Raw genomic sequence first — 23,349 nt, 5'->3', positions numbered from 1 at the left:
TGACGCGAGGGGGGCCTCGCGCCGACTTGCTCGGCCTACTCGGCCGTGGCCAACAGGCTGGCGTTGCCCCCGGCGGCGGTGGTGTCGATGCACAGGTGGCGCTCCACCACGTAGCGCTCCGGGGCGATGACCTGGGTCTCCAGGGGCACGATGGCGCCCTCGCGCCTGGCCAGGGCGATGCGCAGCGCCCGTGTCCAGTCGCCTGAACCGGCCGCGGCGACGCTGACGATGCCGCCGAGCTCGGTCAGCGTCTCGGCTTCGACGCTGCCGTCGAGGCCTGCGACCGGCGCCCCCGCCTCGATCAGCGGTCGGACCGCCTGGCTCGCCCCCGGGGCCACCACCAGCGCCGGGGAACCGCAGCCCAGCGCCTGCACCGCCTGGGCGATGGCGATCTCCAGGGTCGGGCCGAGACACAGCACCATGCCCTTCGGGTACATCGACAGGCGGTTGCTCTCACCGGTCGGGCCGGGCAGCGTCTGGGGTGTCATGTCCAGCGCCGCGGTCTCGGCCAGTGCCTTGCGGATCACCCCGCCCTTGCCGGAGAGCGCACGACGCAGCACCTCCACGCGATCCGGCCGCGCCGCCCAGTTGCGGGCGTCGAGGCCGTTCAGGGCCGACTGCAGCGTCTCCCGGCTCAGTGCATCGCCCGCGGGCGCCTCCAGACGTTCCTCCTGGGCGGTGCGCCGGAAGCGGTTGACGTAGAGCGGGCCGCCCGCCTTGGGCCCGGTGCCGGAGAGCCCTTCGCCGCCGAAGGGCTGGGAGCCGACGATGGCGCCGATCTGGTTGCGGTTGACGTAGATGTTGCCGACGTGGATGCGCTCGACGATCTGCTGCACGCGGTCGTCGATGCGGGTGTGCAGGCCGAAGGTGAGGCCGTAGCCGCGATCGTTGATCGCATCGACCACCCTGTCGATGTCGCGCGCCTTGAAGGTGGCCACGTGCAGCACCGGGCCGAAGATCTCGCGCTCGAGCTCCTCGATCCCGCCGACCTCGATCACGGCCGGGGTAACGAAGGTGCCGACGTCCGGCGCGGGCAGCGTCTTCAATACCTTGCCCGCCTTCTTCTTCTCCGCCACATAGGCGCCGATGTCGGCCTGGGCCTCGGCGTCGATCACCGGCGAGACGTCGGTGTCGGTGTTCCAGGGGTCGCCGATGGTCAGCGCATCCATGGCGCCGTCGAGCATGTGCAGTAGCCGCTCGCGCGCCTCCTCCTGGACATACAGCATGCGCAGCGCCGAGCAACGCTGGCCGGCCGACTGGAAGGAGGAGATCAGGATGTCGCGAACCGCCTGCTCGGTGAGCGCCGTGGAGTCCACGATCATGGCGTTGAGGCCGCCGGTCTCGGCGATCAGGATGGCATCCGGGCCGGCGTTCTGTGCCAGGGTCTTGTGGATGATCTGCGCCACCTCGGTGGAGCCGGTGAAGCAGACCCCGGCGATGCGCGGATCCCCGGTCAGCGGCGCGCCCACGGTGGGGCCGTCGCCGGGCAGCAACTGCAGCGCCGCCTCGGGCAGGCCGGCCTCGCGCATCAGCTCGACGGCCCGTGCGGCGATCATGGGTGTCTGCTCGGCGGGCTTGGCGAGCACCGCATTGCCGGCCGCCAGGGCCGCGGCGATCTGGCCGGTGAAGATGGCCAGCGGGAAGTTCCAGGGGCTGATGCAGACGAAGATGCCGCGGGCGCTGCCGGGCTCCTCCGCCTCCAGCCGCTCGCCCTCGTTGGCGTAGTAGCGCAGGAAGTCGACCGCCTCGCGTACCTCGGCGATGCCATCGAACATCATCTTGCCGGCCTCGCGGGTGCAGATCACCGTCAGCTCGGCGATGTGCTCCTCGTAGAGGTCGGCGGTGCGGCGCAGCACCGCGGCGCGTTCGGCGACGGGCTTGGCCGACCATTCCTTGAAGCCCGCCTCGGCGGCGTCGAGGGCGGCCGCGACCTCCTCAGGCGTGGCCTCGTGGACCTTGCCGACCACGCGTGAGGTGTCGGCGGGGGAGAGGGCGTCGCGCGCCTCGCCCCGGGGCGCGGGGCTGCCGGCCAGCATGGGGCCGGCGGTCCAGGTGGCGTCGGCGAATGTCTCGCGGGCCGCCAGCAGCGGCAGGATGGAGGCGGGCTCATTGATCCGGTAGCCGCGGGAGTTCCTGCGCTCGGGGGCGAACAGCTCGCCGGGCTGGCGGATCATGGGGCTTGAGATGGCATCGCCCAGCTCGAGCAGGCCGGCCACCGGGTCCCGGGCTACCTCGCTCGGGGGAATCGAGTCGTCCACTACCTGGTTGACGAAGGAGGAGTTGGCGCCGTTCTCCAGCAGGCGGCGCACCAGGTAGGCGAGCAGGTCGCGGTGGGCGCCCACCGGGGCGTAGAGGCGGCAGTGGGTGCCTTCGGTCTGCTTGACGATATGGTGCAGCGACTCGCCCATGCCGTGGAGGCGCTGGAACTCGTAGCTGTCCTTGTCGTCGCCGGCCATGGCGACGATGGCGGCGCAGGTGTGGGCGTTGTGGGTGGCGAACTGCGGGTAGATGCGGTCGCGGCGATCCAGCAGCAGCCGCGCGCAGGCCATGTAGCTGACGTCGGTGTTGACCTTGCGGGTGAAGACCGGGAAGGTCTCCACACCCATCTCCTGGGCCAGCTTGATCTCGGTGTCCCAGTAGGCGCCCTTGACCAGGCGCACCATGATGCGCCGATCGAGGCGCTCGGCGAGATCGTAGAGCGCCTCGATCACCGGCCCGGCGCGGCGGCCGTAGGCCTGCACCACGACCCCGAAGCCGTCCCATCCGTCGAGGCTGGGGTCGGCCATCAGCGCCTCGATCACGTCCAGCGACAGGTCCAGGCGGTCCTGCTCCTCGGCGTCGATGTTGAAGCCTATGTTGGCCCTGGCCGCCTGCTGCACCAGCTCCTTGGCGCGTGGCACCAGCACCTCCATCACGGTCTCGCGATGGGTGGTCTCATAGCGCGGATGCAGCGCCGAGAGCTTCACCGAGATGCCGGGGCTGCCGCGCACGTCGCCCTGGGCCTGCTTGGCGATCGCTTCGATCGCCGCGGCGTAGGCCTGGTGATAGCGCTGCGCATCGTCGTCGGTGCGCGCCGCCTCGCCGAGCATGTCGTAGGAGTAGGTGTAGCCCTGCTTCTCGAGCTCGCGGGCGTTCTTCATGCCCTCCTCGATGGTCTGGCCGAGCACGAACTGGCGGCCGAGGATGCGCATCGACTGGCCCACCGCGGTGCGTACCACGGGCTCGCCCATGCGGCGCACCAGGCCGCGCAGCGCGCGCACCGGGCCCTTGGGATCGTCGTCGAGCACCTTGCCGGTGAGCATCAGCGCCCAGGTCGAGGCGTTGACCATCGACGACGAGGACTTGCCCAGGTGGGCGCCCCAGTCCGACGGTTCGATCTTGTCGTGGATCAGATCGTCGATGGTCTCGGCATCGGGGACCCGCAGCAGGGCCTCGGCGAGGCACATCAGGCCGACGCCCTCGGCGGTGGAGAGCCCGTACTCGGCCAGGAACGCCTCCATCATCGAGGGGGAGGTGTCCTTGCGCACGCGTGCCACGTAGCCGGCGCCGGCCTCGGCGATCCGGCGGCGCTCCTCCTCGGAGAGCCGGAGCTGCTCCAGCAGCCCCTTCAGTACGCTGGCCTCATCGATCGAATAGTGGTCGCGGATGCGCGCTCGTAGGGCGTTCTCGACCTGCTGGGGACCCGGGTTGGCGTGGTTCATGGTTGATCTCTCCTGCAAGTGGCCCCGCGAGCGGGGCCACATGACGTTGCTTGGTTCAGCGTGGGATCTCGGTACTGACCTAGCGCGCGATATGCTGATATTCACCGGCATCGGCGGTGGCGAGGCTCACCACCATGATGGCCACCCAGGCGGCGATGAAGCCGGGGATGATCTCGTAGACGCCGGGCCCGCCCATGAAGGAGCCGTTCCAGCCCAGCGAGATCCAGATCATCACGGTGAGGGCACCGACCACCATGCCGGCGATGGCGCCGGCGCCGTTGGTGCGCGGCCACATCAGCGAGAGGATGATCAGGGGACCGAAGGCCGAGCCGAAGCCTGCCCAGGCGTTGCTGACCAGGGCCAGGACCTGGGAATCGGGATTGGAGGCGATGATCACGGCGACGATGCCCACCAGCACCACGCAGATGCGGCCGACCGCGACCGTCTCCTTGTCCGACGCCTGCTTGCGCAGGAAGAGCCGGTAGAAGTCCTCGGTCAGCGACGAGGAAGAGACCAGAAGCTGGCTGGAAATGGTGCTCATGATCGCCGCCAGCAGCGCGGCGTAGAGGAAGCCGGTGATCAGCGGGTGGAACAGCAGGTCGGCGAGGATGATGAAGATGGTCTCCGGGTCCTCGACGTTCATGCCGTTGCGCACGGCGTAGGCCCGGCCGAAGATGCCCAGCGACACGGCGCCGATCAGCGAGATGGCCATCCAGGACATGCCGATGTTGCGTGCGATCGGAACCTCCTTGAGGCTGCGGATGGCCATGAAGCGCACGATAATGTGCGGCTGGCCGAAGTAGCCCAGCCCCCAGGTCACCGCCGACAGCCAGCCGACGATGGTCAGCCCCTCGGTCCAGGTGAGCAGGGTGGGGTCCACCTCGTTGAGCGTCTGTGAGGCCTGGGAGTAGCCGCCGCCGCCCTCGCCGAAGAGCACTACCGCCGGCATGATCACCAGCGCCAGCATCATGATGCAGCCCTGCACGAAGTCGGTCAGGCTGACGGCCAGGAAGCCGCCGATGACGGTGTAGACCAGCACGATGCCCAGGGTGATGACGACGCCCGATGCGTAGTCGCTCATGCCGCCGATGTTGAATATTCCGGCGAAGGCGCTCTCGAACAGCTTGCCGCCCGCCACCAGGCCCGAAGCGGTGTAGACCGCGAAGAACACCACGATGACGATGGCCGACACCGTCCTCAGCGACAGCGCGCGGGTCGGAAACCGGTTGGCCAGGAACTCGGGAATGGTGATCGCATTGCCGTAGTGGACGGTCTGCTCACGCAGACGCGGGGCGACCAGGGTCCAGTTGAAGAAGGCCCCCACCAGCAGGCCGATGCCGATCCAGGCCGAGCCGAGTCCCGACACGAACAGCGCCCCGGGCAGCCCCAGCAGCAGCCAGCCGCTCATGTCCGAGGCCCCGGCGGATAGCGCGGCCACCTTGGGGCTCAGGCCGCGTCCCCCCAGCATGTAGTCCTCGGAGGACGAGGTGGCCTTCTGCATCGCATAAACGCCGATGGCGATCATGAGTACGAAGTAGCCCATCAGGCTGATCCATACACCAGTTTCCATGAAAACTCTCCAGTTCATCAGGGGGGAGCTTGGCTCCGAGTGGTTGGTGCCAGTGCCGAGGGGCCGGCAGTCGGGCACCGCTTTGTTGTTGACCTTGTTGTGTCGATCACGCCACGCCGGGATGTCCCGAGGCTGGGTGGCGGTGTTTCCCGGGTGGTGGCCTCCTGTGGTGTCGGTGGGTTCGTGTGGCGTTCGGGACCGGAACCCCTGTCCGGCCTTGTCGGCGCCATGAGGGCGAAGCGGTTGCAGCCTGGCCTTCTCCTGACTGTAGGTGCCCGGCGTCGATGATGCTTATGTATTCCGCGGGAGTTGTTGCGAAAACCGCGGCAATTGCCCGACGATGGCGTCAAATAGTTAGACTTTTGTCTTAATCTGTGTTCGGCGAGACGGCTCGGTGCGGTGCGCCGGCGGCGGGCCGGGGCGTGGCGGCCAGGCGCCGACGCAGGCGGCTCGGCGGCTGGCCATAGGCCTCGCGGCAGGCGTGGGATAGCGCACTCTGGGTGCTGAAGCCGGTGAGGGCGGCGATCTCCGCCAGCGGCAGTCGGCTCTCGTCGAGCAGGCGCCGGGCGGCCTCCAGGCGCCGTCGGCGCACGAACTGCCAGGGCGTCAGGCCGGTCTGTTGACGGAAGCAGTCGCGGAAGTGCGACTCGCTCAGGCACGCCTCCCGGGCCAGGTCGGCGACGCTCAGGCGGCGGGCAAGATGCGCCTCGATGAATCGCTCGAGCCGCTCCAGGTCGAGCCGCGGGGCAGGCGTCGGTTCATCGCGGGCCAGGCGGCCGTGCAGGCAGCCCAGCAGGGTGGCGGCGAGGCGGTCGCCCTGTTCGGCGTCGTGTGCCGCGTGTTCGAGTTCCAGCAGCAGGAACTCCAGGTAGCGCTTGAGCGGGTCGTCCAGGGTGAAGAAGCGGGGGGCGTCGAACAGGCGGGAGAGCCGCTGCTGGGGGCCGGTCAGGGCGGCGGACCGGGTCGGAAGATCGAGGATCAGCTGGCGGTTGTCACCGGTACCGGCGTAGTAGTGCACATGGTTGGCCGGCACGATGCAGCCGGAGAGCGCCGATATGGCGCCGCCCAGCCCTTCGATCTCGAACTCCGCTCGGCCGCGCAGGCCGATCACCACCTGATGAAAGTCGTGGGCATGGTGACGGGTGGCGGTATCGAGGGGAATCTGGCGGATCACGCTGGGCATGGTGGCCTCCCTCGGCAGGCGGGTGAAACCTCATCTTATCCCGTGCGGCAGGGTGATTCATTCCACGCTGCGTGAACGCTCCCGGAGGGCCTGGCGACTCGCCAGGTGGGCGCGCAGCGCCTCGAGCTCGCCATGTCCCGTCGCGTCCAGTAGCGGCCTGCCGCGAGCGGCCCGGCCGTGGTTGCCGTGCTCGTCCATCAGGCGCTGGGCGCGACGGCGCACGCCATCCAGATAGTCGTCGTGACGGATCGGGTAGCCCATGATGGCGTTCCATTCGCTCTCGTTCACGCGGCCCTCCAGGGCCTGGTCGAAGAGCCTGAGCAGTTGGTCGGGGTCGGTGCGAAAGCGCGGCGTGCCGGAGAGCAGCAGGACGCCGACCATGCCGCCGAAGATCAGCAGACAGACGGCGAAGACCAGCAGGAACAGGGCCATGGGACGCACCAGGGTGGCCCGAGGAGAACGGCGGAGTAGGGCCACGGAAGGAATCGATGGAGCGGGCGATGGGAATCGAACCCACGTCTTAAGCTTGGGAAGCTTCTGCTCTACCATTGAGCTACGCCCGCGAAGTGGTTTCGATAGTAAAACCAACTGCTTAGCCTTGCAAGCCCGCTCCGGTGGTTTTTCCCGTCCCGGCGGTGTGGCGGTGCCAAGCGGCTGTTTTATTTGGGTCTCTGTCCGGCGCGACAAGAAAAATTCGGTCCCGTCGCGAACTTTTTCGGCAGCCGCTGTCTGAGTTTGTACCGCCAGTCGCGATAGCAGTCGCTAACACTGTTGCCCCGCTGGCAGTTTCGATCGCATCTTGGCCGCCTCCTTCGAGGCGGCCTTCTTTTTATCCAGCGCTTGTACCTTCAGGGTGCGGTGGCGGACGCGCCGACGCCCCGCGGTGGCGGGGCGTCGCGAGGGGACGGCAGCCGGCTCAACGATGGCGCATGCGCAGGATGGCGTTGAGGACATCGCGGCGGGTCACGATGCCCACCAGGCGGCTCTGCTCCACGACCGGGTAGACCTTGGGCTTGTTGCCGAGCATCTCCTGGGCCAGGTCGGTGATGCTCTTGGTGGGCGACACCGAGAGCACCTCGTGGCGCATCAGGTCGCTGACCAGCGGGGGTTCGTCGTTGAGATAGGCGCTCTCCAGCACCTTGCCCATCACGTCCTGCTCGGAGATGAAGCCGATGAGGTGGTCGCGATCGTCGACCACCGGCACGCCGGGCAGCCGGTGCAGCGAGAGGCCTTCGGCCAGCGTCGAGACCGAGGTCCTGGCGGTGACCCGATAGCAGTCGCGGGACATGATCTCACGCACGATGGTGGGGGCCTTGTTGGGCATGGCGGGTCTCCTGATGCCGGTTTGCCCTTAGCATAGCCGACCATGGCGGCTTGTCCGCCTCGCCCCGGCGGGCGGCTTCAACGCTTGGCGGCGTCTGTGGAACCCGGCGCGCCGTCACCCCCTCAAAGTTCTCACCATTCCTTTATCCACCGGAGTCCGCCCATGGATGCACGCGAATACCTCGCCAGGCAGGGGATCGACGGCGAACGCGATCGTGAACGCCCCAACACCCTGGAAGAGAAGGCCTGGGCGCGTGCCCGGGAGGCCGGCGATCATCGACCCCGGGCCGGTACGCCCCACGACTGGGAGGAGTGGGAGCGCTACCATGACGACCTGGCCGAGGGCGCCGAATCGATCGCCCAGAAGATCGACCGTGAGGCCCATCGCCGCGCCCTGGCGCATGACGAGGCCGCCCGCGACGAAGCGGTCGGCACCTATGCGCCGCCCTCGGACAGTATGGTGGGTGACACGGGCGGCTCCCCGGCGTTGCCCGGGGAGGCTTCCGGGGAGCCGCCCCGGGTGCGACTGGCGTTCCGGATGCTGGCCATTCTGCTGCCCCCCTTGGCCCTGGGCCTGGCCGGGCAGTCGGCACGTCGGGTGCTGATCGCCGTGGCGTTGACCCTGCTGGGCTGGATACCCGGGGTGGTATACGCCTGGCGACGCCTCTCGCGCCCCTGAGGCGCGAGCCTCTTGGCAGCGGGGCGGCGCCCCCTGTAAGCTTGGTAAACTTGTTTATATATTGAGGTTTACCAATGGGCTTGCTGGTTGGCGTCACCGTCCTCTGGGCGTTCTCCTTCTCGCTGATCGGCGTCTATCTGGCCGGCCAGGTGGACAGCTACTTTGCGGTGCTGATGCGGGTCGGGCTGGCGGCGCTGGTGTTCCTGCCCTTCCTGCGTCCGCGGCTGCTGAAGGGGCGGCAGCGCTGGCTGTTGATGGGGCTGGGCGCGGTGCAGTTGGGGGTAATGTACCTGTTCTTCTACCAGTCCTTCCTGCTGCTGTCGGTGCCGGAGGTACTGCTGTTCACCATCTTCACGCCGCTCTATATCACCCTGCTCGACGATGCGCTGTTCGGGCGCTTCACGCCCTTCTACCTGGTCACGGCGGCGCTGGCGGTGCTGGGTGCCGCGGTGATCCGCTACGCCGAGGTGGGCAGCGGCTTCTGGCTGGGCTTCCTGGTGGTGCAGGGCGCCAACCTCTGCTTCGCCACCGGCCAGGTGGGCTATCGACGGCTGTCGGCCGAGCTCCCCGATTCGCTGCCGCGTCACAGTGTGTTCGCCTGGTTCTATCTCGGGGCCCTGGCGGTGGCGGTGCCTGCCTTCGCGCTGCTGGGCAACGCCGCCGCGCTTCCCACCACCGGCGTGCAGTGGGGGGTATTGCTGTGGCTGGGCCTGATGGCCTCCGGCCTGGGCTATTTCCTGTGGAACCTCGGCGCCGTCCGAGTGGATGCCGGGGCACTGGCGATCATGAACAATGCGCTGATCCCGGCTGGGCTGGTGGTCAACCTGGTGATCTGGAACCGCGATGCCGACCTCGCCCGCCTGGGGCTGGGCGGGGCCATCATCCTGGCGGCCCTGCTGCTCAACGAGTGGTGGGTGCGCCGGCGCTCGGCTGAAGCGGCCTGAGGTCGGGTTTGCCCGGGGCCGGGTCGCTCGCCATAATGAGCCGCTGCGATGCGAGAGGCTCCCGAATGCCATCCCAACAGAGAACCCCGGTGGGGCGCGAGACGCCACCCTTCCGCAACATCGGCCTGATCGGCCGCCTGGGCAGCGCCAAGGTCGTCGAGACCCTCAAGCGGCTGATGCGCTTCCTCGACGAGCGCGGGCTGCATGTGATCGTCGAGGATCGCACCGCCACGGTGCTGCTCGACCACGGCCATCCCGAGGCCAGTCGACGCATGCTCGGCGAGCTGTGTGACCTGGTGATCGTGGTCGGTGGCGACGGCAGCCTGCTGGGCGCGGCGCGCACCCTCTGTCACAGCGGCACCCTGGTGCTGGGGGTCAACCGTGGCCGGCTGGGTTTCTTGACCGATATCTCCCCCGACGAACTGGAGGCGCGGGTCGGTGAGGTGCTCGAGGGGCACTACGAGGTGGAGGAGCGCTTCCTGATCGATGCCGAGCTCTACCGCGGCGATACCCTGATGGGCAGCGGCGATGCCCTCAACGAGGTGGTGCTGCATCCCGGCAAGGCGGTGCGCATGATCGAGTTCGAGCTGTTCCTGGACGGCCAGTTCGTCTACAGCCAGCGCAGCGACGGCCTGATCATCGCCACCCCCACCGGCTCCACGGCCTACTCGCTCTCCGGCGGCGGCCCGATCATGCACCCGCGGCTGGACGTGCTGACCCTGGTGCCGATGTTTCCGCATACCCTGTCGAGCCGCCCCATCGTGGTGGATGCCGGAAGCGAGATCCGCATCCATATCGGCGAGACCAACCAGACCTACCCGCATATCAGCTGCGACGGCCAGACTCGGGCGGTGGCCAAGCCCGATGACGTCCTGGTGATTCGCCGCAAGCCCCAGACGGTGCACCTGGTGCATCCGGTGGGGCACAACTTCTACGAGGTCCTGCGCAGCAAGCTGGGCTGGAGCCACCGCCTGGGAGACTGACGTGGACAAGCGGGCGAGGCTCGAAGGCTATGACCTGATCGGCGACGTACACGGCTGCGGCGCCACCCTGGCCGCGCTGCTGGAGAAGCTGGGCTACCACCAGCGCGGCGGTGTCTACCGCCACCCGCGGCGCCGGGTGATCTTCCTCGGCGACCTGGTCGACAGGGGGCCGCGCATCCGGCTGGCGGTGCAGATCGCCCGCCGCATGGTGGAGGAGGGCGAGGCGCATATCGTGATGGGCAATCACGAGTACAACGCCCTGACCTACTGCCAGCGTGCCCCCGCCGGCCTGGGGCGGGGCTGGCTGCGCGAGCATACCCCGCGCAACAACCGCATCATTCGCGAGACCCTCGAGCAGTATCGCGATCATCCCCAGGAGTGGGAGGATGCCCTGGCCTGGTTCCTGGAGATCCCGCTGTGCCTGGAACTCGACGGCCTGCGCGTGGTGCATGCCTGCTGGGACCAGGCGCTGGTCGACGAACTCCACCGGCGCCGGCCCGATGGCCGCATGGACGAGGCCTTCCTGATCGAGTCCACGGCACCCGGCACCCGGGCCTTCCATATCCTCGATCGCCTCACGCGGGGTATCCAGATTCCCCTGCCGTTGGGGGTGGATATCCATTCCGGGGACGGCTTCACCCGGCGCAGCTTCCGCGCCCACTTCTGGGCTCGGGCGCCCGAGACCTGGGGCGATGTGGTGTTCCAGCCCGACAACCTGCCGGGGGATCTCGAGCAGCGGCCCCTGACGGCAGAGGAGCGCGCCCGCCTCAGCCACTACGCCCTCGACGAGCCGCCGCTGTTCATCGGCCACTACTGGTGCGAGGGCGTCCCGGCGCTGCCGGCCCCCAACATCGCCTGCCTGGATTACAGCGCGGTGAAATTCGGGCGTCTGGTGGCCTATCGCTGGAGCGGCGAGTCGCGCCTGGATGCCGACCACTTCGTGTGGCTGGGAGTGCCCCGGGAAGAGCGGGTGCGTCCCCAGCCGTGGGAGATCGATCTCGATTGATACAAACCGTTACAAAATTCCGGGGCCGGGCGCTGAACTCCCGACCCCATCCGCCATCTGAGTAGGTGTTCCCTTGAATGATCCCTTGCTCTTGTCCGGCGGCCCCCTCCGCCGGATTTTTTATGCGCGTCCGTCTGTCGCCCTCGGCCGACGCCGCTCGCCGTTCGAGGTGATGTCATGTATCGCGTGATGCTGCTGCCCGCCGATGCCGATACCCGTGAACTGCGCCGCGCCCTGTGGGCGGCGCGTATCGGCCATCGCATCACCGAGGAGGTAGAGGGCCAGCTGCTATGGCTGGCCGATCCGGCCCAGCACGAGGCGCTGCTGGAGGTGGTGGGACGCTGGCAGCGCGGCGAGCCGCTGCCGGTCGAGACGCCGCCGTTGCGTCCCGGCAATGCCGACACGCTGCCGTCGGTGCTGCGCCAGGTGCCGCTCACCGCGGCGACGCTGGGCCTGTGTCTGCTGGTGTTTGCCGCCATGGCGGTGTTCGGCGACCTGGTGATCGCGGGGCTGGCCATCGTGCCCCTGGGGATCAGCCCGGCCGGCACCCTGTCGGTGGGTAGCCTGACGGAGGCACTGGCGTCGGGTCAGGTGTGGCGGCTGCTGTCGCCGGCCTTCCTGCATTTCGGCTGGATGCACCTGATCTTCAACATGCTCTGGCTGTGGTACTTCGGTCGCCAGGTCGAGGCGCTGCAGGGCAGCCGGCGCATGCTGACGATCCTGCTCGCCGCCGGCATCGGTGCCAACCTGGCCCAGTACGCCGCCGGTACGGCGTTGTTCGGTGGCATGTCCGGCGTCGACTTCGCGCTGCTCGGCTATGTCTGGCTGATGTCGCGGCGTGCCCCGGGCAGCGGCTTCTTCGTGCCCCAGATGCTGGTGGTGTTCATGCTCGGCTGGATGCTCTTCACCATGACCGAGATGGCCGGCGCGGTGGGCTTCGGCAACGTGGCCAACGAGGCGCACCTGGGCGGCCTGGTCGTGGGCCTGGTGCTGGGCTGGTATTATTCCGGGCGGGCGCGCCGACAGCGCTGATCTCGCCGTCACCGCATTGCGTATGTACACAGAGAGATGAACCATGAGCGATATGACCTTCGAGCGCATGATCCAGCAGATGACCCCGGCCATCTACGCGAGCCTCAAGCAGGCGGTGTCCCTGCGCAAGTGGCCCGACGGCCGGATGCTGACTCGCGAGCAGACCGAATTGTGCCTCGAGGCAGTGATGCGCTTCGAGGTGGAGAACAACGTTCCCGAGAGCGAGCGAGTAGGCTACCTCGAGCGGCGCACCTGCGGTGGCGCCAGCAGCGGGGCGAATGTCGACCCTGCGCTTGCCGGCCTGGCCAAGGACGCCGGCCGTGACTGAGACCATCGCCGCGGCCGTCGAGGTGACGGGCCACCTGACCAAGATGGCGATCGCCCCGGGGCAGGGCGGCGGGCCGGCTCGCTATACCCTGCGGGCCGGGGAGCAGCGCCTCGAGCTCAATGCGCGTCTGGGGAGGCCGTTGTCGCTCGTCTGGAGCGGTGCCATCGCCTGCACCCACTGCGGCCGGGCGACCAAGAAGAGCTTCGCCCAAGGCTACTGCTACCCCTGCTTCAAGCGCCTCGCCCAGTGCGATACCTGCATCGTCAAGCCGGAGACCTGCCACTTCTTCGCGGGCACCTGCCGGGAGCCCGAGTGGGCCGAGCGGCACTGTTTCCAGCCACATGTCGTCTACCTGGCCAACGCCTCGGGCCTCAAGGTGGGCATCACCCGCGGCACCCAGGTGCCGACCCGCTGGCTCGACCAGGGCGCCGTCCAGGCGCTGCCGGTGCTGGCGGTGGAGACCCGCCAGCAGTCCGGCTTCGTGGAGATGTTGTTCAAGGAGGAGGTCTCCGATCGCACCAACTGGCGGGCCATGCTCAAGGGCGACACCGCGGCGCTCGACCTGCCCGCCGAGCGCGACCGCCTGCTGGCGCGCCTCGAGGGCGGGCTCGCCAACCTGCGTGAACGCTTCGGTGCGGATGCCATCCGCGTGCTGGACGAGGCACCGGTGGCCCTCGATTATCCGGTGCTCGAGTATCCCACCAAGGTGGTCTCCCATAACCTCGACAAGACCCCCGAGGTATCCGGCACCCTGCTGGGCCTCAAGGGCCAGTACCTGATACTGGACAGCGGCGTGATCAACCTGCGCAAGTACACCGGGTACGAGGTCAAGGTCGTCGCCTGACACCTCGACTATCCTGACGGCTGAGCCCGACATGTCAGCCGACAGGAGACGCCCCATGAGCGACACCATGCACGCCATGCGCCTGCATGCCCCCGGCCGGCCGCTGGTGCTGGAAAGCCTGCCGCGGCCCCGCCCGGGGGGCGGAGAGGTCCAGCTGCGAGTGCTGGCCTGCGGCGTCTGCCGCACCGACCTGCACGTGGTGGATGGCGAGCTGACCAAACCACGCCTGCCGCTGGTGCCCGGCCACGAGATTATCGGCGAGGTCACCGCACTGGGGGAGGGGGTGAGCGGACTCGCGCCCGGCCAGCGGGTGGGCGTGCCCTGGTTGGGTTGGACCTGCGGCGAGTGTGCCCCCTGCCGGCGTGGCGAGGAGAACCTCTGTGAGCGCGCCGAGTTCACCGGCTACACCCGCGACGGTGGCTACGCCGAGTATTGCGTGGCCGATGCCCGCTACTGCTTTGCCGTGCATGACGACGATGCCCAGGCGTGTGCACCGCTGCTCTGCGCGGGGCTGATCGGCTACCGCACCTGGCGCCTGGCCGGCGGCGAGGCGAACCGGCGCCTGGGCATCTACGGCTTCGGCGCCGCGGCGCACATCCTGGCACAGCTGGCCGTCGCCCGCGGCCAGCGCGTCTTCGCCTTTACCCGACCCGGTGATGCCGAGGCCCAGGCCTTCGCCCGCCGCCTCGGCGCCGAGTGGGCCGGCGGCAGCGACGAGGCACCGCCGGAACCCCTCGACGCCGCCCTGCTGTTCGCCCCGGTGGGCGGTCTGATCCCCGCCGCTCTCGCCCGAGTGCGCCCCGGCGGCGTGGTGGTCTCCGGCGGCATCCACATGTCCGACATCCCGAGCTTCCCCTACCGCCTGCTGTGGGAGGAGCGCTCGGTCAAGTCGGTGGCCAACCTCACCCGCCGCGACGGCGAGGAGTTCCTGGCCCTGGCCCCCGGGGTGCCGATCCGCACCGAGACCCGTGGCTATCCGCTGGAGGAGGCCAACCAGGCATTGGACGACCTGCGCGAGGGGCGCCTCTCCGGGGCGGCGGTGCTGATTCCCTGAGCTTTTCCCCGCTCCCTGACCCTGAACGAGAACAGGCCCCTCGCGAGGGGCCTGTCGTCGTTGGCGTGCCGGGGATCAGCCGGAGTCGGCGACCGTGGGGTAGGGGTTATCCGGCATCAGGGTGCGCGGCAGCGCCGGACGGCGGGTGTCCTCCTTGGGACCGTAGTACTCGGCCAGGTAGTCGAGGATGGTATCTTCGGTCTCGGGCTGGAACTCCCATAGCCCCTGGGTCTCCTGCATCCAGCGGATCAGGTACTCCCAGTGGTTGCGGGTGCCGCTGTTCTGGGTCACCAGGTTGGCCGAGTGGCAGGCGGTGCAGTTGCTGCGTACCGTCTCCCACCCCTCGGCCATCACCAGGCCGGATTCCGGGTCCGTCTCCTGGGCCCCCGCCAACAGGGGGAGCCACAGCAGGGCCGCCCCCAGCGTCGGCATGGCGAGTGCATGTAAAGGTTTCATGGTTGCCTCCTAGGCCACCTGGACCGCGATACGGTGACAGGCGTTGTTGAGGTAACCCTTGGGGTTCCAGCCCGGCACGACCATGGGTTGTGCGTGGCCCTCATCGTCGGTGGCCCTGGCCCACACCTCGTAGTAGCCGGGCTCGGGGAACTCCACCGGGGTGGTGAAGCGCTGCCAGGCCAGGCGGTTGGGTGCCGCCTTGAGCTCGGCCTTCTGCCAGGTGGCGCCGAAGTCGATGGAGACGTGCACCTCCTTCACGGCCAGGTCGCCGGCCCAGGCGTGACCGCGAACCTCCATGGCCTCGCCGAGGGCATGGTCGATGCCGGACTTCGGGAAGGTTACCAGCGACTTCACCGGCATCGACTCGATGGTCACGAAGTCCTCGTTGGGCACCACGCTGCCGGGTGCCACGGGATGCTTGGGCACGCTGTAGGAGGGGGCGCCCATCTTGGTACCGTCGTGTTTCTCGTTGCGGATGACGATGCGCTTGAGCCACTTGCCGGAGACCGACCCCGGCCAGCCGCCACAGACGACGCGCAGGGGGTAGCCATTGAGGTAGGGGATGTCCTCGTCGTTCATGGCCCAGGCGATCAGGGATTCGTCCTCCAGGGCCTTGGACATGGGCACGCCACGCGAGATGGCTTCCTTGTTGGGATCGCCGCTGGCGTGACGGTCGGCGCCGTAGTAGCCGATGTAGAAGGCATCGTCCTTGATCCCGCAGGCCTCGAGCACGTCGCGCAGGCGCACGCCGGTGAAGGTGGGGCAGGCCACCGCGCCGGTGGTCCATTGATTGCCGCTGGCCGAAGGCACGTACTCGCTGCGGCCGTTGCCGCCGCACTCCACCTGCAGTTGCAGGGTGTGGTGCTCGAACCTCTCCTTGAGGTCGGCGATGGTGAAGGTCTGCGGGTTCTCGCAGGATTCCCCGGCAATTTCCAGCTCCCAGGTGTCGGCGTCGATGCTCTCCACCTCGGGGGGGATGCCGTTGTTGCGCACGAACATGTGCTTCGCCGGGGTGATGTCGTCGTCCAGCAGGTGGGCCGGGGTCTCGGCGTTGATCGGGCGGTCGTTGAGGACCGTGAGGCCCTCCTTGCCCTCCAGGGTGAAGGGCTCCTCGCTCTGGGCGAGGGCCGCCGGGATCAGGCCGCCGGGCATCTTGTCGGCGAAGGGGATCGAGCCACCCACCGCGGCTGCCATGGCCAGCAGGCTCGAGCGCTTGAGGAAGCCGCGCCGAGTCACGGGGTCGACCTCGCGGTCCCAGAGCTTACGATCCGCCGCGGCGGGGTCCTCGGCATAGAGCTCATGGAGGCCGCGGGTTCGGGTGTCGGGGGGGCGTTTCGTCATGGCACTGCTCCTGATGGTCAGGCGCCGGTGTCCCGTCGGCGCCGCGCCTTTGTTGTGCTTGTGGTGTTGGTGCCGGAGTCGTCCCTTGCTCGGGTCTTACGTTATTCCAGCGTAGCAGGATTGCGGCGAATTGCCGCTCGGTGTGCAGGGGGCACCCCGGGCATGCAGCGTGATCGCGCCGTCGCAGCCCGCACGTATCGGTAGGCCATGGGCGTGTCGGTGACAGTCAGGCGGGTGCGGGCTCAGCCCAGTCTGGGCAGGATGCGCCGATAGCGGTCGAGGCGTTCGTCGAGCCAGGCCCCGGTGAGGCGGGGAGGCAGTGTGGTGCCGGGCACCCGCAGCGTGAGAAGGAACCAGCCGCTGGCGCCGGATGACTCGGGAAGGGCGGCGGCGAGGCCGGCCGGAAGGCGCTGCGGACGCCGCCAGGCGAGCTCGAGGGCGTCACGTTCCAGCAGGTACTGGAAGCGGGCGGCGTCGCGCAGCACGGCGATGGCGCCCTCCGCGACGCCGCGGGAGAGGCCCTCCAGGGTGCGGTAAGCCGGCGCGCCGGCGGCGCGGCAGGCGTGGGTGCCGGCCACATGGCAGCGCTCGCGGGCCTCGGGGGTCTCGGGCCAGCTGCCCCCGGCCAGGCGTTTCGCGGTGGCCGGGTAGGCGAGGGCGACGGCCAGCGCCGGGGTGCCGTCGGCGAGGCGCGCCGCCTCGTCGACCACCGCGCCGTGGCGCAGCTGGTCGCGCAGCCAGCGGTAGTCGCTGGCTTGTTGCACGCGGCCACGGGCCTCGTCGGCGGTGTCGCGGGCGCCCTGGAGGGAGCGCAGCAGGGAGAGGGTTCTGAGTATCACGCTATGGCCTCGCGGTGGACGCCGCTATCTTCCTGGCTGGCTGTTATCCATGCAAGTAGGGAGAGCCCTACTCCAGGGCAATTGCAGTTGGAAGCACCGCTCAAGGCTTTTCCGGTGACAGGCCTGCGAGGGGGCGCTGTGAACCCGTCCTTGGGCGCTACCGATGCCATCCCTGGCATAGGACCCCCTCTTCAGCCTGTCCCCGGCGCCTTTCGCTATCGCCGCATAGCTAGCTGCGATAGCCCTTAGCCCTACTCGAGGCTTCCCGGCGCCTCTCATGCCAGAGCATGACTCTGAGCTTTCAATACGAGCACCGCCCGGCACGTGGCCGGGCGGTGAGGTCGGGCGGGGTCGCCGGGATCAGGCGGTGGCGGGCTGGCCCACCAGCTCCTTGAGGGACTCCTCGACGATGGCCAGGCCCTCTTCCAGCACCTCGTCCTCGATGGTGACGGGCATCAAAAAGCGGATGGTGTTGCCGTAGAGGCCGCAGGAGAGCAGGATCAGCCCCTTCTCGCGGGCGCGCTTGCACAGCGCCGCCGCCAGGTCGGCATTCGGGGTGTGCTTGGCCTTGTCGGAGACCAGGTCGATGGCCGCCATGGCGCCCATGTTGCGGCCGTTGTCGACACAGTCGAACGCCTGCTGCCACTTTTCGAAGCGCTTGGCCAGCTTGTCACCCAGGGCCTGGCTCTTCTCCAGGATGTTCTCCTCCTTGAAGACCTCCAGCACGGCCAGGGTGGCGGCGCAGGAGACCGGGCTGCCGGTATAGGTACCGCCCAGGGAGTTGGCGCCGGAGGCGTCCATGTGGACATCGGTGCCCACCACCGCGGAGATCGGCATGCCGTCGGCCATGCTCTTGGCCATGGTGATGATGTCGGGCTCCACGCCGCTGTGTTCGATGGCGAACATCTTGCCGGTGCGCCCGAAGCCGGATTGCACCTCGTCGACGATCATCAGCATGCCGTGCTCGTCACAGATCTCGCGGATCGCCTTGAGGAAGCTCGCCGGAGCCGGATAGAAGCCGCCCTCGCCGAGCACCGGCTCGAGCACGATGGCCGCGGTATCGCGGGGGTTGGCGTCGGTCTTGAGCGCCATCTTCAGGCCGCGCAGGGCCTCATCTTCGCTGACGCCGTGGTAGGGCACCGGGTAGGGGGCGCGGAAGACGTTGCCCGGCATGGAGCCGAAGTCGCCGGCGTAGGGCGCGACCTTGCCGTTCATGGCCATGGTCATGAAGGTCCGGCCGTGATAGCCGCCGTCGAAGCAGATCACGTTGTTCTTGCCGGTGGCGGCGCGGGCGATCTTGACGGCGTTCTCCAGCGCCTCGGCGCCGGAGTTGGCCAGCATCACCTTGGCATGGCCGCGCACCGGGGTGACCTGGCTGAGCTTCTCGGCCACCTTCACGTAGCCCTCGTAGGGCATCACGGTCTGGCAGGTGTGCATGACCTTGTCGAGCTGGTCCTTGACCGCCTGCACCACCTTGGGGTGGCGGTGGCCGATGTTGAGCACGCCGATGCCGCCGGCGAAATCGATGATGCGATTGCCATCGGCGTCCCATACCAGGGCGTTCTCGGCCCGGTCGGCGAACTGGGTGGCCGGGCTGGCGGCGCCGTTGGCGACGTAGCGCTTCTTCAGGTCGTTGAGTTCAGCGTTGGTCATGTTGCCTCCTGGTGGTTGGGTGGCGGACGTTCACAGGCCGCCGACACACACATATTTTAGTTCAGTATATTCATCCAGGCCGTGATGGGAGCCTTCGCGTCCCAGTCCGGATTCCTTGACGCCGCCGAAGGGTGCCAGCTCGGTGGAGAGGATCCCCTCGTTCACCGCTACCATGCCATACTCCAGGCCTTCCATGACATGCCAGATGCGGCGGTAGTCGCGGGCGTAGAAATAGGCGGCCAGGCCGAACTCGGTGGCGTTGGCCATGGCGATGGCCTGCTCGTCGGTCTCGAAGCGGAACACCGGCGCCAGGGGCCCGAAGGTCTCCTCGCGGGCGACGCGCATCTCCTCGCTGACATCGGCGATGACGGTCGGTTCGAAGAAGGTGCCGCCCAGGGTATGGGGCTTGCCGCCGGTCACCAGGCGCCCGCCCTTGGCCAGGGCGTCGGCGATGTGCGCCGCGACCTTCTCCACCGCGGCGGCGTTGATCAGCGGGCCCTGGGTCACCCCCTCCTCGAGGCCGCTGCCCACCTTGAGCTCGGCGACCCGGGCGGCGAGCTTCTCGACGAAGGCATCGTAGACGCCGGCCTGCACCAGCAGGCGGTTGGTGCACACGCAGGTCTGGCCGGAGTTGCGGTACTTGGAGGCAATCGCGCCCTCCACGGCGGCGTCCAGGTCGGCGTCGTCGAAGACGATGAAGGGGGCGTTGCCGCCCAGCTCCATGGAGGCCTTCTTGACGGTGCCGGCGCACTGGGCCAGCAGTCGCTTGCCCACCGGAGTGGAGCCGGTGAAGGAGATCTTGCGCACCCGCGGGTCGGTGGTCAGCACCTCGCCGATCTCGGCCGGACGGCTGGCGGTGACCACGTTGATCACCCCGGCGGGGAAGCCGACCAGCTCGGCCAGGCGCGCCAGGGCCAGGGCGGTGAGCGGGGTGGCCTCGGCGGGCTTGATCACCACCGGGCAGCCGGCGGCCAGCGCCGGGGCGCACTTGCGGGTGATCATCGCCAGCGGGAAGTTCCAGGGGGTGATCGCGGCCACCACGCCGATGGGCTCGCGGAACACCAGGATGCGCTTGTCGACGCCATGGCTGGGCAGGGTCTCGCCGGCCACGCGCTTGGCCTCCTCGGCGTAGAACTCCACGAAGGAGGCGCCGTAGGCTACCTCCCCACGGGCCTCGGCCAGCGGCTTGCCCTGCTCCAGGGTCATCAGCCGGGCGAGCTCCTCCTGATGGGCCATGATGGCGTCGTACCAGCCGCGCAGCAGATTGGCGCGCTCCTTGGCGGTGCGCTTCCGCCACGCCGGCCAGGCGGCCTCGGCGGCGGCCACGGCATCGCGGGTGGCCTCGGCACCCAGGTCGGGCACCTCGGCCAGCACCTCGCCGTTGGCGGGGTCGGTGACGGCGAAGCGCGTCTCGGCATCGCGCCATTCACCGGCGATGAAGGCCTTGGGAATCAGGAATTCGGGCAGCTCTGGCATGGGTCCTCCGGGGGTGTTATTGGCATATTTTACGCAGTGTGCATTATTTAAAACGCTTCGCCAAGCGGTCGGCATCCCGCCGGCGGTGGCGGATGAAAGGTCGCGCCAGCCATCGGCGCCGGCGGCGCTTTCCGCTACACTATGCCGCCTAAAATCATGGCGCCTGAAATCATGGCGCCCAGCATCACCGACGCCGAACGACTCCCACGTCGACAACCCTCTGCCGCCGCGTGCGGCCCTTGCGACCCGACATCGAGGTGAGCCTTGATCGATCTCCTGAACGCCTGGTGGGCCCAGCAGCTGGTGCTCTGCGACTGGGCCTTCGACCCCGACCCGCTCAGCGTGGAGCCGGAAGATGCCCGTGCGCGCCTGTCGATCCTGGCGGTGCCCGATCGCGGTGAGCTTGGCTGGCGGCTGCTGGAGTCCCTGGGTACCGGCGGTGCCGATGCCGATCCGGCAAGGCTGCTGGCGGCCCTCGAGCTGGCCGCCCTGGGCGCGGCCGCGGGCTGGCTGGATGATGATCCGGCGCGCGCCTGGGCCCACTGGCTGGCGGGCGAGATCGTGGCCCACCATCGCGACCTGGACGCCTGGCTGGAAGCGCTGCGCCGCGCGCGCAGCGCCGAAGGCTGGGTGCGTGGCGATGATGGCTTCGCCGATGCCTGCGAGGCGCTGGCGGTGCTCGAGCATGAGGGGGAGGGCATCACCTGGGAGCGTCTCGGCGAGTGGCTGGCGGTGCATGATCGTCCCGAGGCGCCCTGGCCCGGCAGCGGAGGCGAAGCGGCCTGGCGGCTGCGCGCCGGCTTTGCCCCGGTGCTGGCCCTGCCCGCCGGCGAGCACGACTGGGCGGGCCTGGCCGAGTGGCTCGCCGAGGACTGGCGGGTGCGTGGCCGGGAGGACCTGATCCGGGTCCTGCTCTGGCTGGGCGCCCAGGGCGACCGCCAGGGCTGGGATCTGGACGCCACTCGACTGTTGGCCCTCGATCGCGATGCCCGGCGTGCCTGGCGCGATGGGCTGGAGGCGGACGAGCGCCGCTACGGGCGTACCCTGCTGGCCTTCCTGGAGCAGGGCGAACCACTGGAGTGGGCCGCCTGGGACTGGCTGCGCCTGGTGGACCTGGCCTGGGCGGGCGCCTGCCTGGGCTGGCTCGAGGCCGGGGAGGCCGAGGCCTTCGCCCTGCACGCCGCCGACCTGATCCAGCTCCGCTACAGCGACTGGTCGGCCCTGGCGAGGGCCTATCAGCGGGGACGCAGCCTGTTCGATGGACGCGACCTGCTGGGGGCGTTCGAGAGCGACTGGCGCCTGCTGCTGCAGTCGCCGCTGAGCCCCTGGCGGGTGCCGCTGCAGGGGCTGGTCGACGAGGCGCGGCTGGCGCCGGCCCGCGAGGCGATGCGTGACTGGCGCGCCGATCCTCGCCACTGGGTGCTGGCGCTGGCCTCGGTGCGCGAGCCGGAACTTGCGGTGCGACAGGGACCGCCGGTGGCGGTGGCCGCGGCGCGGCGCGACGAGGCGCTGGGCTATCTGGCCGAGAACCTCGACCTGTATCCCGACGAGGGCGTCGCGGCGCTGGTGCGTTACTGGCTGCCGGCCCAGGCCCATCATCTGAACCAGCTGGCCGCCGATGCGGCCCACGGGGCACTGCCGCCCGCCGAGACGCCCTTCGGGGTGGCGGAACCCGCCGCGCTGGCCCAGCGCGATGGCCTGCGCCGGGCCAGCCGTCATGCGGCGACCATCCATATGGCTGAGAAGTACGCCTTCTACCTGCAGATGGCTCTGGACAGCGAGGCCTTCGACGCCGAGGGGCTGGCGGCCCTGGCGGAGGCGCTGCGCGGCTCGCTGTGCCGCTTCTACCCCGATTCCCGTCGCCTGCTGGAGGCCTGGGCCAGCTGGGACTCGCTGCTGCCGGAGGAGGACCAGCCATCCCTCGCCCTGGAGGTCCGCTGGCACCTGGAGGACCCCGGCAGCCTGTTCCATTGGCTCGACTGGCGGGTCGATGAATGGCACGAGCCCGGCCCCCGCCCGAGGCTCTCGCAGTTTACCGCGCTGTCGCTGGTGGGGCCGCTCAACAGCCCGCCCTGGAGCGTGCCGCATCGTGAGAGCGAGCGGGAGGCGGTGGCCATCCGAGAGTGGGTCGATGGCCATTACGGCCTGCACTCCGCCGAGGAGCTCAGCGAGTTTCTGGACTTCCTGCTGGAGAACGGCGACCGCCAGGAGTACCAGATCAACTACGCCCCCTACACGCTCAACCCTGCCCGCCTGGCCTCGGAGATCGCCACCCTGGAGAGCGGCGAGTGCAGCGACGAGGAGCGCACCCACCTGTTGCGCCTGCAGCGCGTTCGCGACAACGAGGATGGCTGCAATGATACCGACCTCACCGCCTGGGACCTGGCCCAGGCGGTGGACCTGGCGGTCGCCGCGCGGCAGCTGGGCTGGCTTCCGGCCGACGCCTTCGACAGGGTGCTGGAGCGGGCCCACGGCCTGGCCGCGGCTCACTACTCGGGCTGGGATGCCTACGCCCGGGGCTTCTATGCCGGCTTCTCGTTCTTCATGGGCGAGACCCCGGAGCGCGAGAGCTTCCTGGCGGGCCTGCGTCAGGCCCTGGTGGCCTGGCTCAGCGCCGCGCCGCCCCTGGCGGGACCCTGGGCCAGCCTGGAATTTCCCGGTGCGCGGCCGCGCCACTGGGCGCCGATGCATATCGATACCCTGCCGGGCGACGCCCGCCTGCTGCACTGAGGCGCTTCGCGGGGCTCGCCAGTCCCGCGATGCTGGTTTATAGTCGTTCCCGAATATGTCATGGCTCCACCTGTCGGGAGCCCCTTAACACTGCGAGCCGCCGACAGGCCGCTTCGGCAGTGCTACCGGCCTAGGCCGGCGCCACTGCCACAGCGTTGCTCCCCGCCCCGGATCCTCGATGCCGGCGGGAGTGGCTCAGGGAAGAGG

At 69.0% G+C, this 23,349-nt stretch carries 19 protein-coding genes and 1 tRNA gene; 9 read left to right on the top strand and 11 right to left on the bottom strand.

Annotation, left to right across the window (positions count from 1 at the left end; translation table 11 throughout):
• Positions 1–35 precede the first annotated feature (35 nt).
• The 6 genes from putA to RAN53_RS06575 form a co-directional block, all read right to left on the bottom strand.
• On the bottom strand, positions 36–3,701 hold the full coding sequence (putA, locus tag RAN53_RS06600; RefSeq protein WP_305796016.1) for a bifunctional proline dehydrogenase/L-glutamate gamma-semialdehyde dehydrogenase PutA: 3,666 nt from the start codon (positions 3,699–3,701) through the stop codon (positions 36–38).
• A gap of 79 nt (positions 3,702–3,780) precedes the next feature.
• Complete coding sequence (gene putP / locus RAN53_RS06595) at positions 3,781–5,271, bottom strand: sodium/proline symporter PutP (protein ID WP_305796015.1); 1,491 nt, start codon at positions 5,269–5,271, stop codon at positions 3,781–3,783.
• Between the two features lie 367 nt (positions 5,272–5,638).
• A complete protein-coding gene (locus tag RAN53_RS06590; RefSeq protein WP_305796014.1) occupies positions 5,639–6,454 on the bottom strand; it encodes a helix-turn-helix domain-containing protein in 816 nt (271 codons plus the stop codon).
• Positions 6,455–6,511: 57 nt separating this feature from the next.
• Positions 6,512–6,931 carry a hypothetical protein gene (locus RAN53_RS06585; RefSeq protein WP_305796013.1) on the bottom strand — a complete coding sequence of 140 codons (420 nt, stop codon included), beginning with the start codon at positions 6,929–6,931 and terminating at the stop codon, positions 6,512–6,514.
• A gap of 12 nt (positions 6,932–6,943) precedes the next feature.
• Positions 6,944–7,017 (bottom strand) — tRNA-Gly (locus RAN53_RS06580).
• Positions 7,018–7,370: 353 nt separating this feature from the next.
• Complete coding sequence (locus RAN53_RS06575) at positions 7,371–7,778, bottom strand: CBS domain-containing protein (RefSeq protein ID WP_305796012.1); 408 nt, start codon at positions 7,776–7,778, stop codon at positions 7,371–7,373.
• A gap of 162 nt (positions 7,779–7,940) precedes the next feature.
• Between RAN53_RS06575 and RAN53_RS06570 the strand changes: the two genes are divergently transcribed.
• The 8 genes from RAN53_RS06570 to RAN53_RS06535 all read left to right on the top strand — a co-directional run bounded on the left by RAN53_RS06570 (position 7,941) and on the right by RAN53_RS06535 (position 14,647).
• The gene (locus RAN53_RS06570) at positions 7,941–8,456 is read left to right on the top strand and encodes a YqaE/Pmp3 family membrane protein (protein ID WP_305796011.1); all 516 of its coding nucleotides are present in this window, start codon (positions 7,941–7,943) and stop codon (positions 8,454–8,456) included.
• Between the two features lie 74 nt (positions 8,457–8,530).
• Positions 8,531–9,400 (top strand): carboxylate/amino acid/amine transporter, encoded by an 870-nt coding sequence (locus RAN53_RS06565; protein WP_305796010.1) that lies wholly within the window; start codon positions 8,531–8,533, stop codon positions 9,398–9,400.
• A gap of 65 nt (positions 9,401–9,465) precedes the next feature.
• The gene (locus RAN53_RS06560; protein WP_305796009.1) at positions 9,466–10,383 is read left to right on the top strand and encodes an NAD(+) kinase; all 918 of its coding nucleotides are present in this window, start codon (positions 9,466–9,468) and stop codon (positions 10,381–10,383) included.
• Position 10,384: 1 nt separating this feature from the next.
• The gene (locus tag RAN53_RS06555; protein WP_305796008.1) at positions 10,385–11,389 is read left to right on the top strand and encodes a metallophosphoesterase; all 1,005 of its coding nucleotides are present in this window, start codon (positions 10,385–10,387) and stop codon (positions 11,387–11,389) included.
• Positions 11,390–11,566: 177 nt separating this feature from the next.
• A complete protein-coding gene (locus RAN53_RS06550) occupies positions 11,567–12,421 on the top strand; it encodes a rhomboid family intramembrane serine protease (RefSeq protein WP_305796007.1) in 855 nt (284 codons plus the stop codon).
• A 43-nt stretch (positions 12,422–12,464) separates the two neighbouring features.
• Positions 12,465–12,749 (top strand): YeaC family protein, encoded by a 285-nt coding sequence (locus RAN53_RS06545; protein WP_305796006.1) that lies wholly within the window; start codon positions 12,465–12,467, stop codon positions 12,747–12,749.
• 43 nt (positions 12,750–12,792) lie between these two features.
• Positions 12,793–13,593: a DUF2797 domain-containing protein gene (locus RAN53_RS06540; protein ID WP_305796081.1), complete on the top strand. Its 801-nt coding sequence runs from the start codon at positions 12,793–12,795 to the stop codon at positions 13,591–13,593.
• A gap of 55 nt (positions 13,594–13,648) precedes the next feature.
• Entirely contained in the window at positions 13,649–14,647 is a 999-nt protein-coding gene (locus RAN53_RS06535) for a zinc-dependent alcohol dehydrogenase family protein (protein WP_305796005.1), read from the top strand.
• A gap of 75 nt (positions 14,648–14,722) precedes the next feature.
• Here RAN53_RS06535 and RAN53_RS06530 read toward each other — a convergent pair whose 3' ends face one another.
• The 5 genes from RAN53_RS06530 to RAN53_RS06510 form a co-directional block, all read right to left on the bottom strand.
• Positions 14,723–15,103 carry a hypothetical protein gene (locus RAN53_RS06530; protein WP_305796004.1) on the bottom strand — a complete coding sequence of 127 codons (381 nt, stop codon included), beginning with the start codon at positions 15,101–15,103 and terminating at the stop codon, positions 14,723–14,725.
• 9 nt (positions 15,104–15,112) lie between these two features.
• Positions 15,113–16,444 (bottom strand): sulfite oxidase, encoded by a 1,332-nt coding sequence (locus RAN53_RS06525; RefSeq protein ID WP_305796003.1) that lies wholly within the window; start codon positions 16,442–16,444, stop codon positions 15,113–15,115.
• Between the two features lie 242 nt (positions 16,445–16,686).
• Positions 16,687–17,283 carry a hypothetical protein gene (locus RAN53_RS06520; RefSeq protein ID WP_305796002.1) on the bottom strand — a complete coding sequence of 199 codons (597 nt, stop codon included), beginning with the start codon at positions 17,281–17,283 and terminating at the stop codon, positions 16,687–16,689.
• A 360-nt stretch (positions 17,284–17,643) separates the two neighbouring features.
• The gene (gene gabT / locus RAN53_RS06515; protein ID WP_305796001.1) at positions 17,644–18,936 is read right to left on the bottom strand and encodes a 4-aminobutyrate--2-oxoglutarate transaminase; all 1,293 of its coding nucleotides are present in this window, start codon (positions 18,934–18,936) and stop codon (positions 17,644–17,646) included.
• Between the two features lie 30 nt (positions 18,937–18,966).
• On the bottom strand, positions 18,967–20,412 hold the full coding sequence (locus RAN53_RS06510) for an NAD-dependent succinate-semialdehyde dehydrogenase (protein WP_305796000.1): 1,446 nt from the start codon (positions 20,410–20,412) through the stop codon (positions 18,967–18,969).
• Positions 20,413–20,676: 264 nt separating this feature from the next.
• Here RAN53_RS06510 and RAN53_RS06505 point away from each other — a divergent pair, with 264 nt between their 5' ends.
• Positions 20,677–23,142: a DUF1266 domain-containing protein gene (locus RAN53_RS06505; RefSeq protein ID WP_305795999.1), complete on the top strand. Its 2,466-nt coding sequence runs from the start codon at positions 20,677–20,679 to the stop codon at positions 23,140–23,142.
• Positions 23,143–23,349: the final 207 nt, after the last annotated feature.

The organism is Halomonas sp. SSL-5 (assembly GCF_030708455.1).
Classification (GTDB): domain Bacteria; phylum Pseudomonadota; class Gammaproteobacteria; order Pseudomonadales; family Halomonadaceae; genus Halomonas.
The sequence above is the reverse complement of the archived record's forward strand: the minus strand, read 5'-3'. Positions and strand labels throughout refer to the sequence as shown.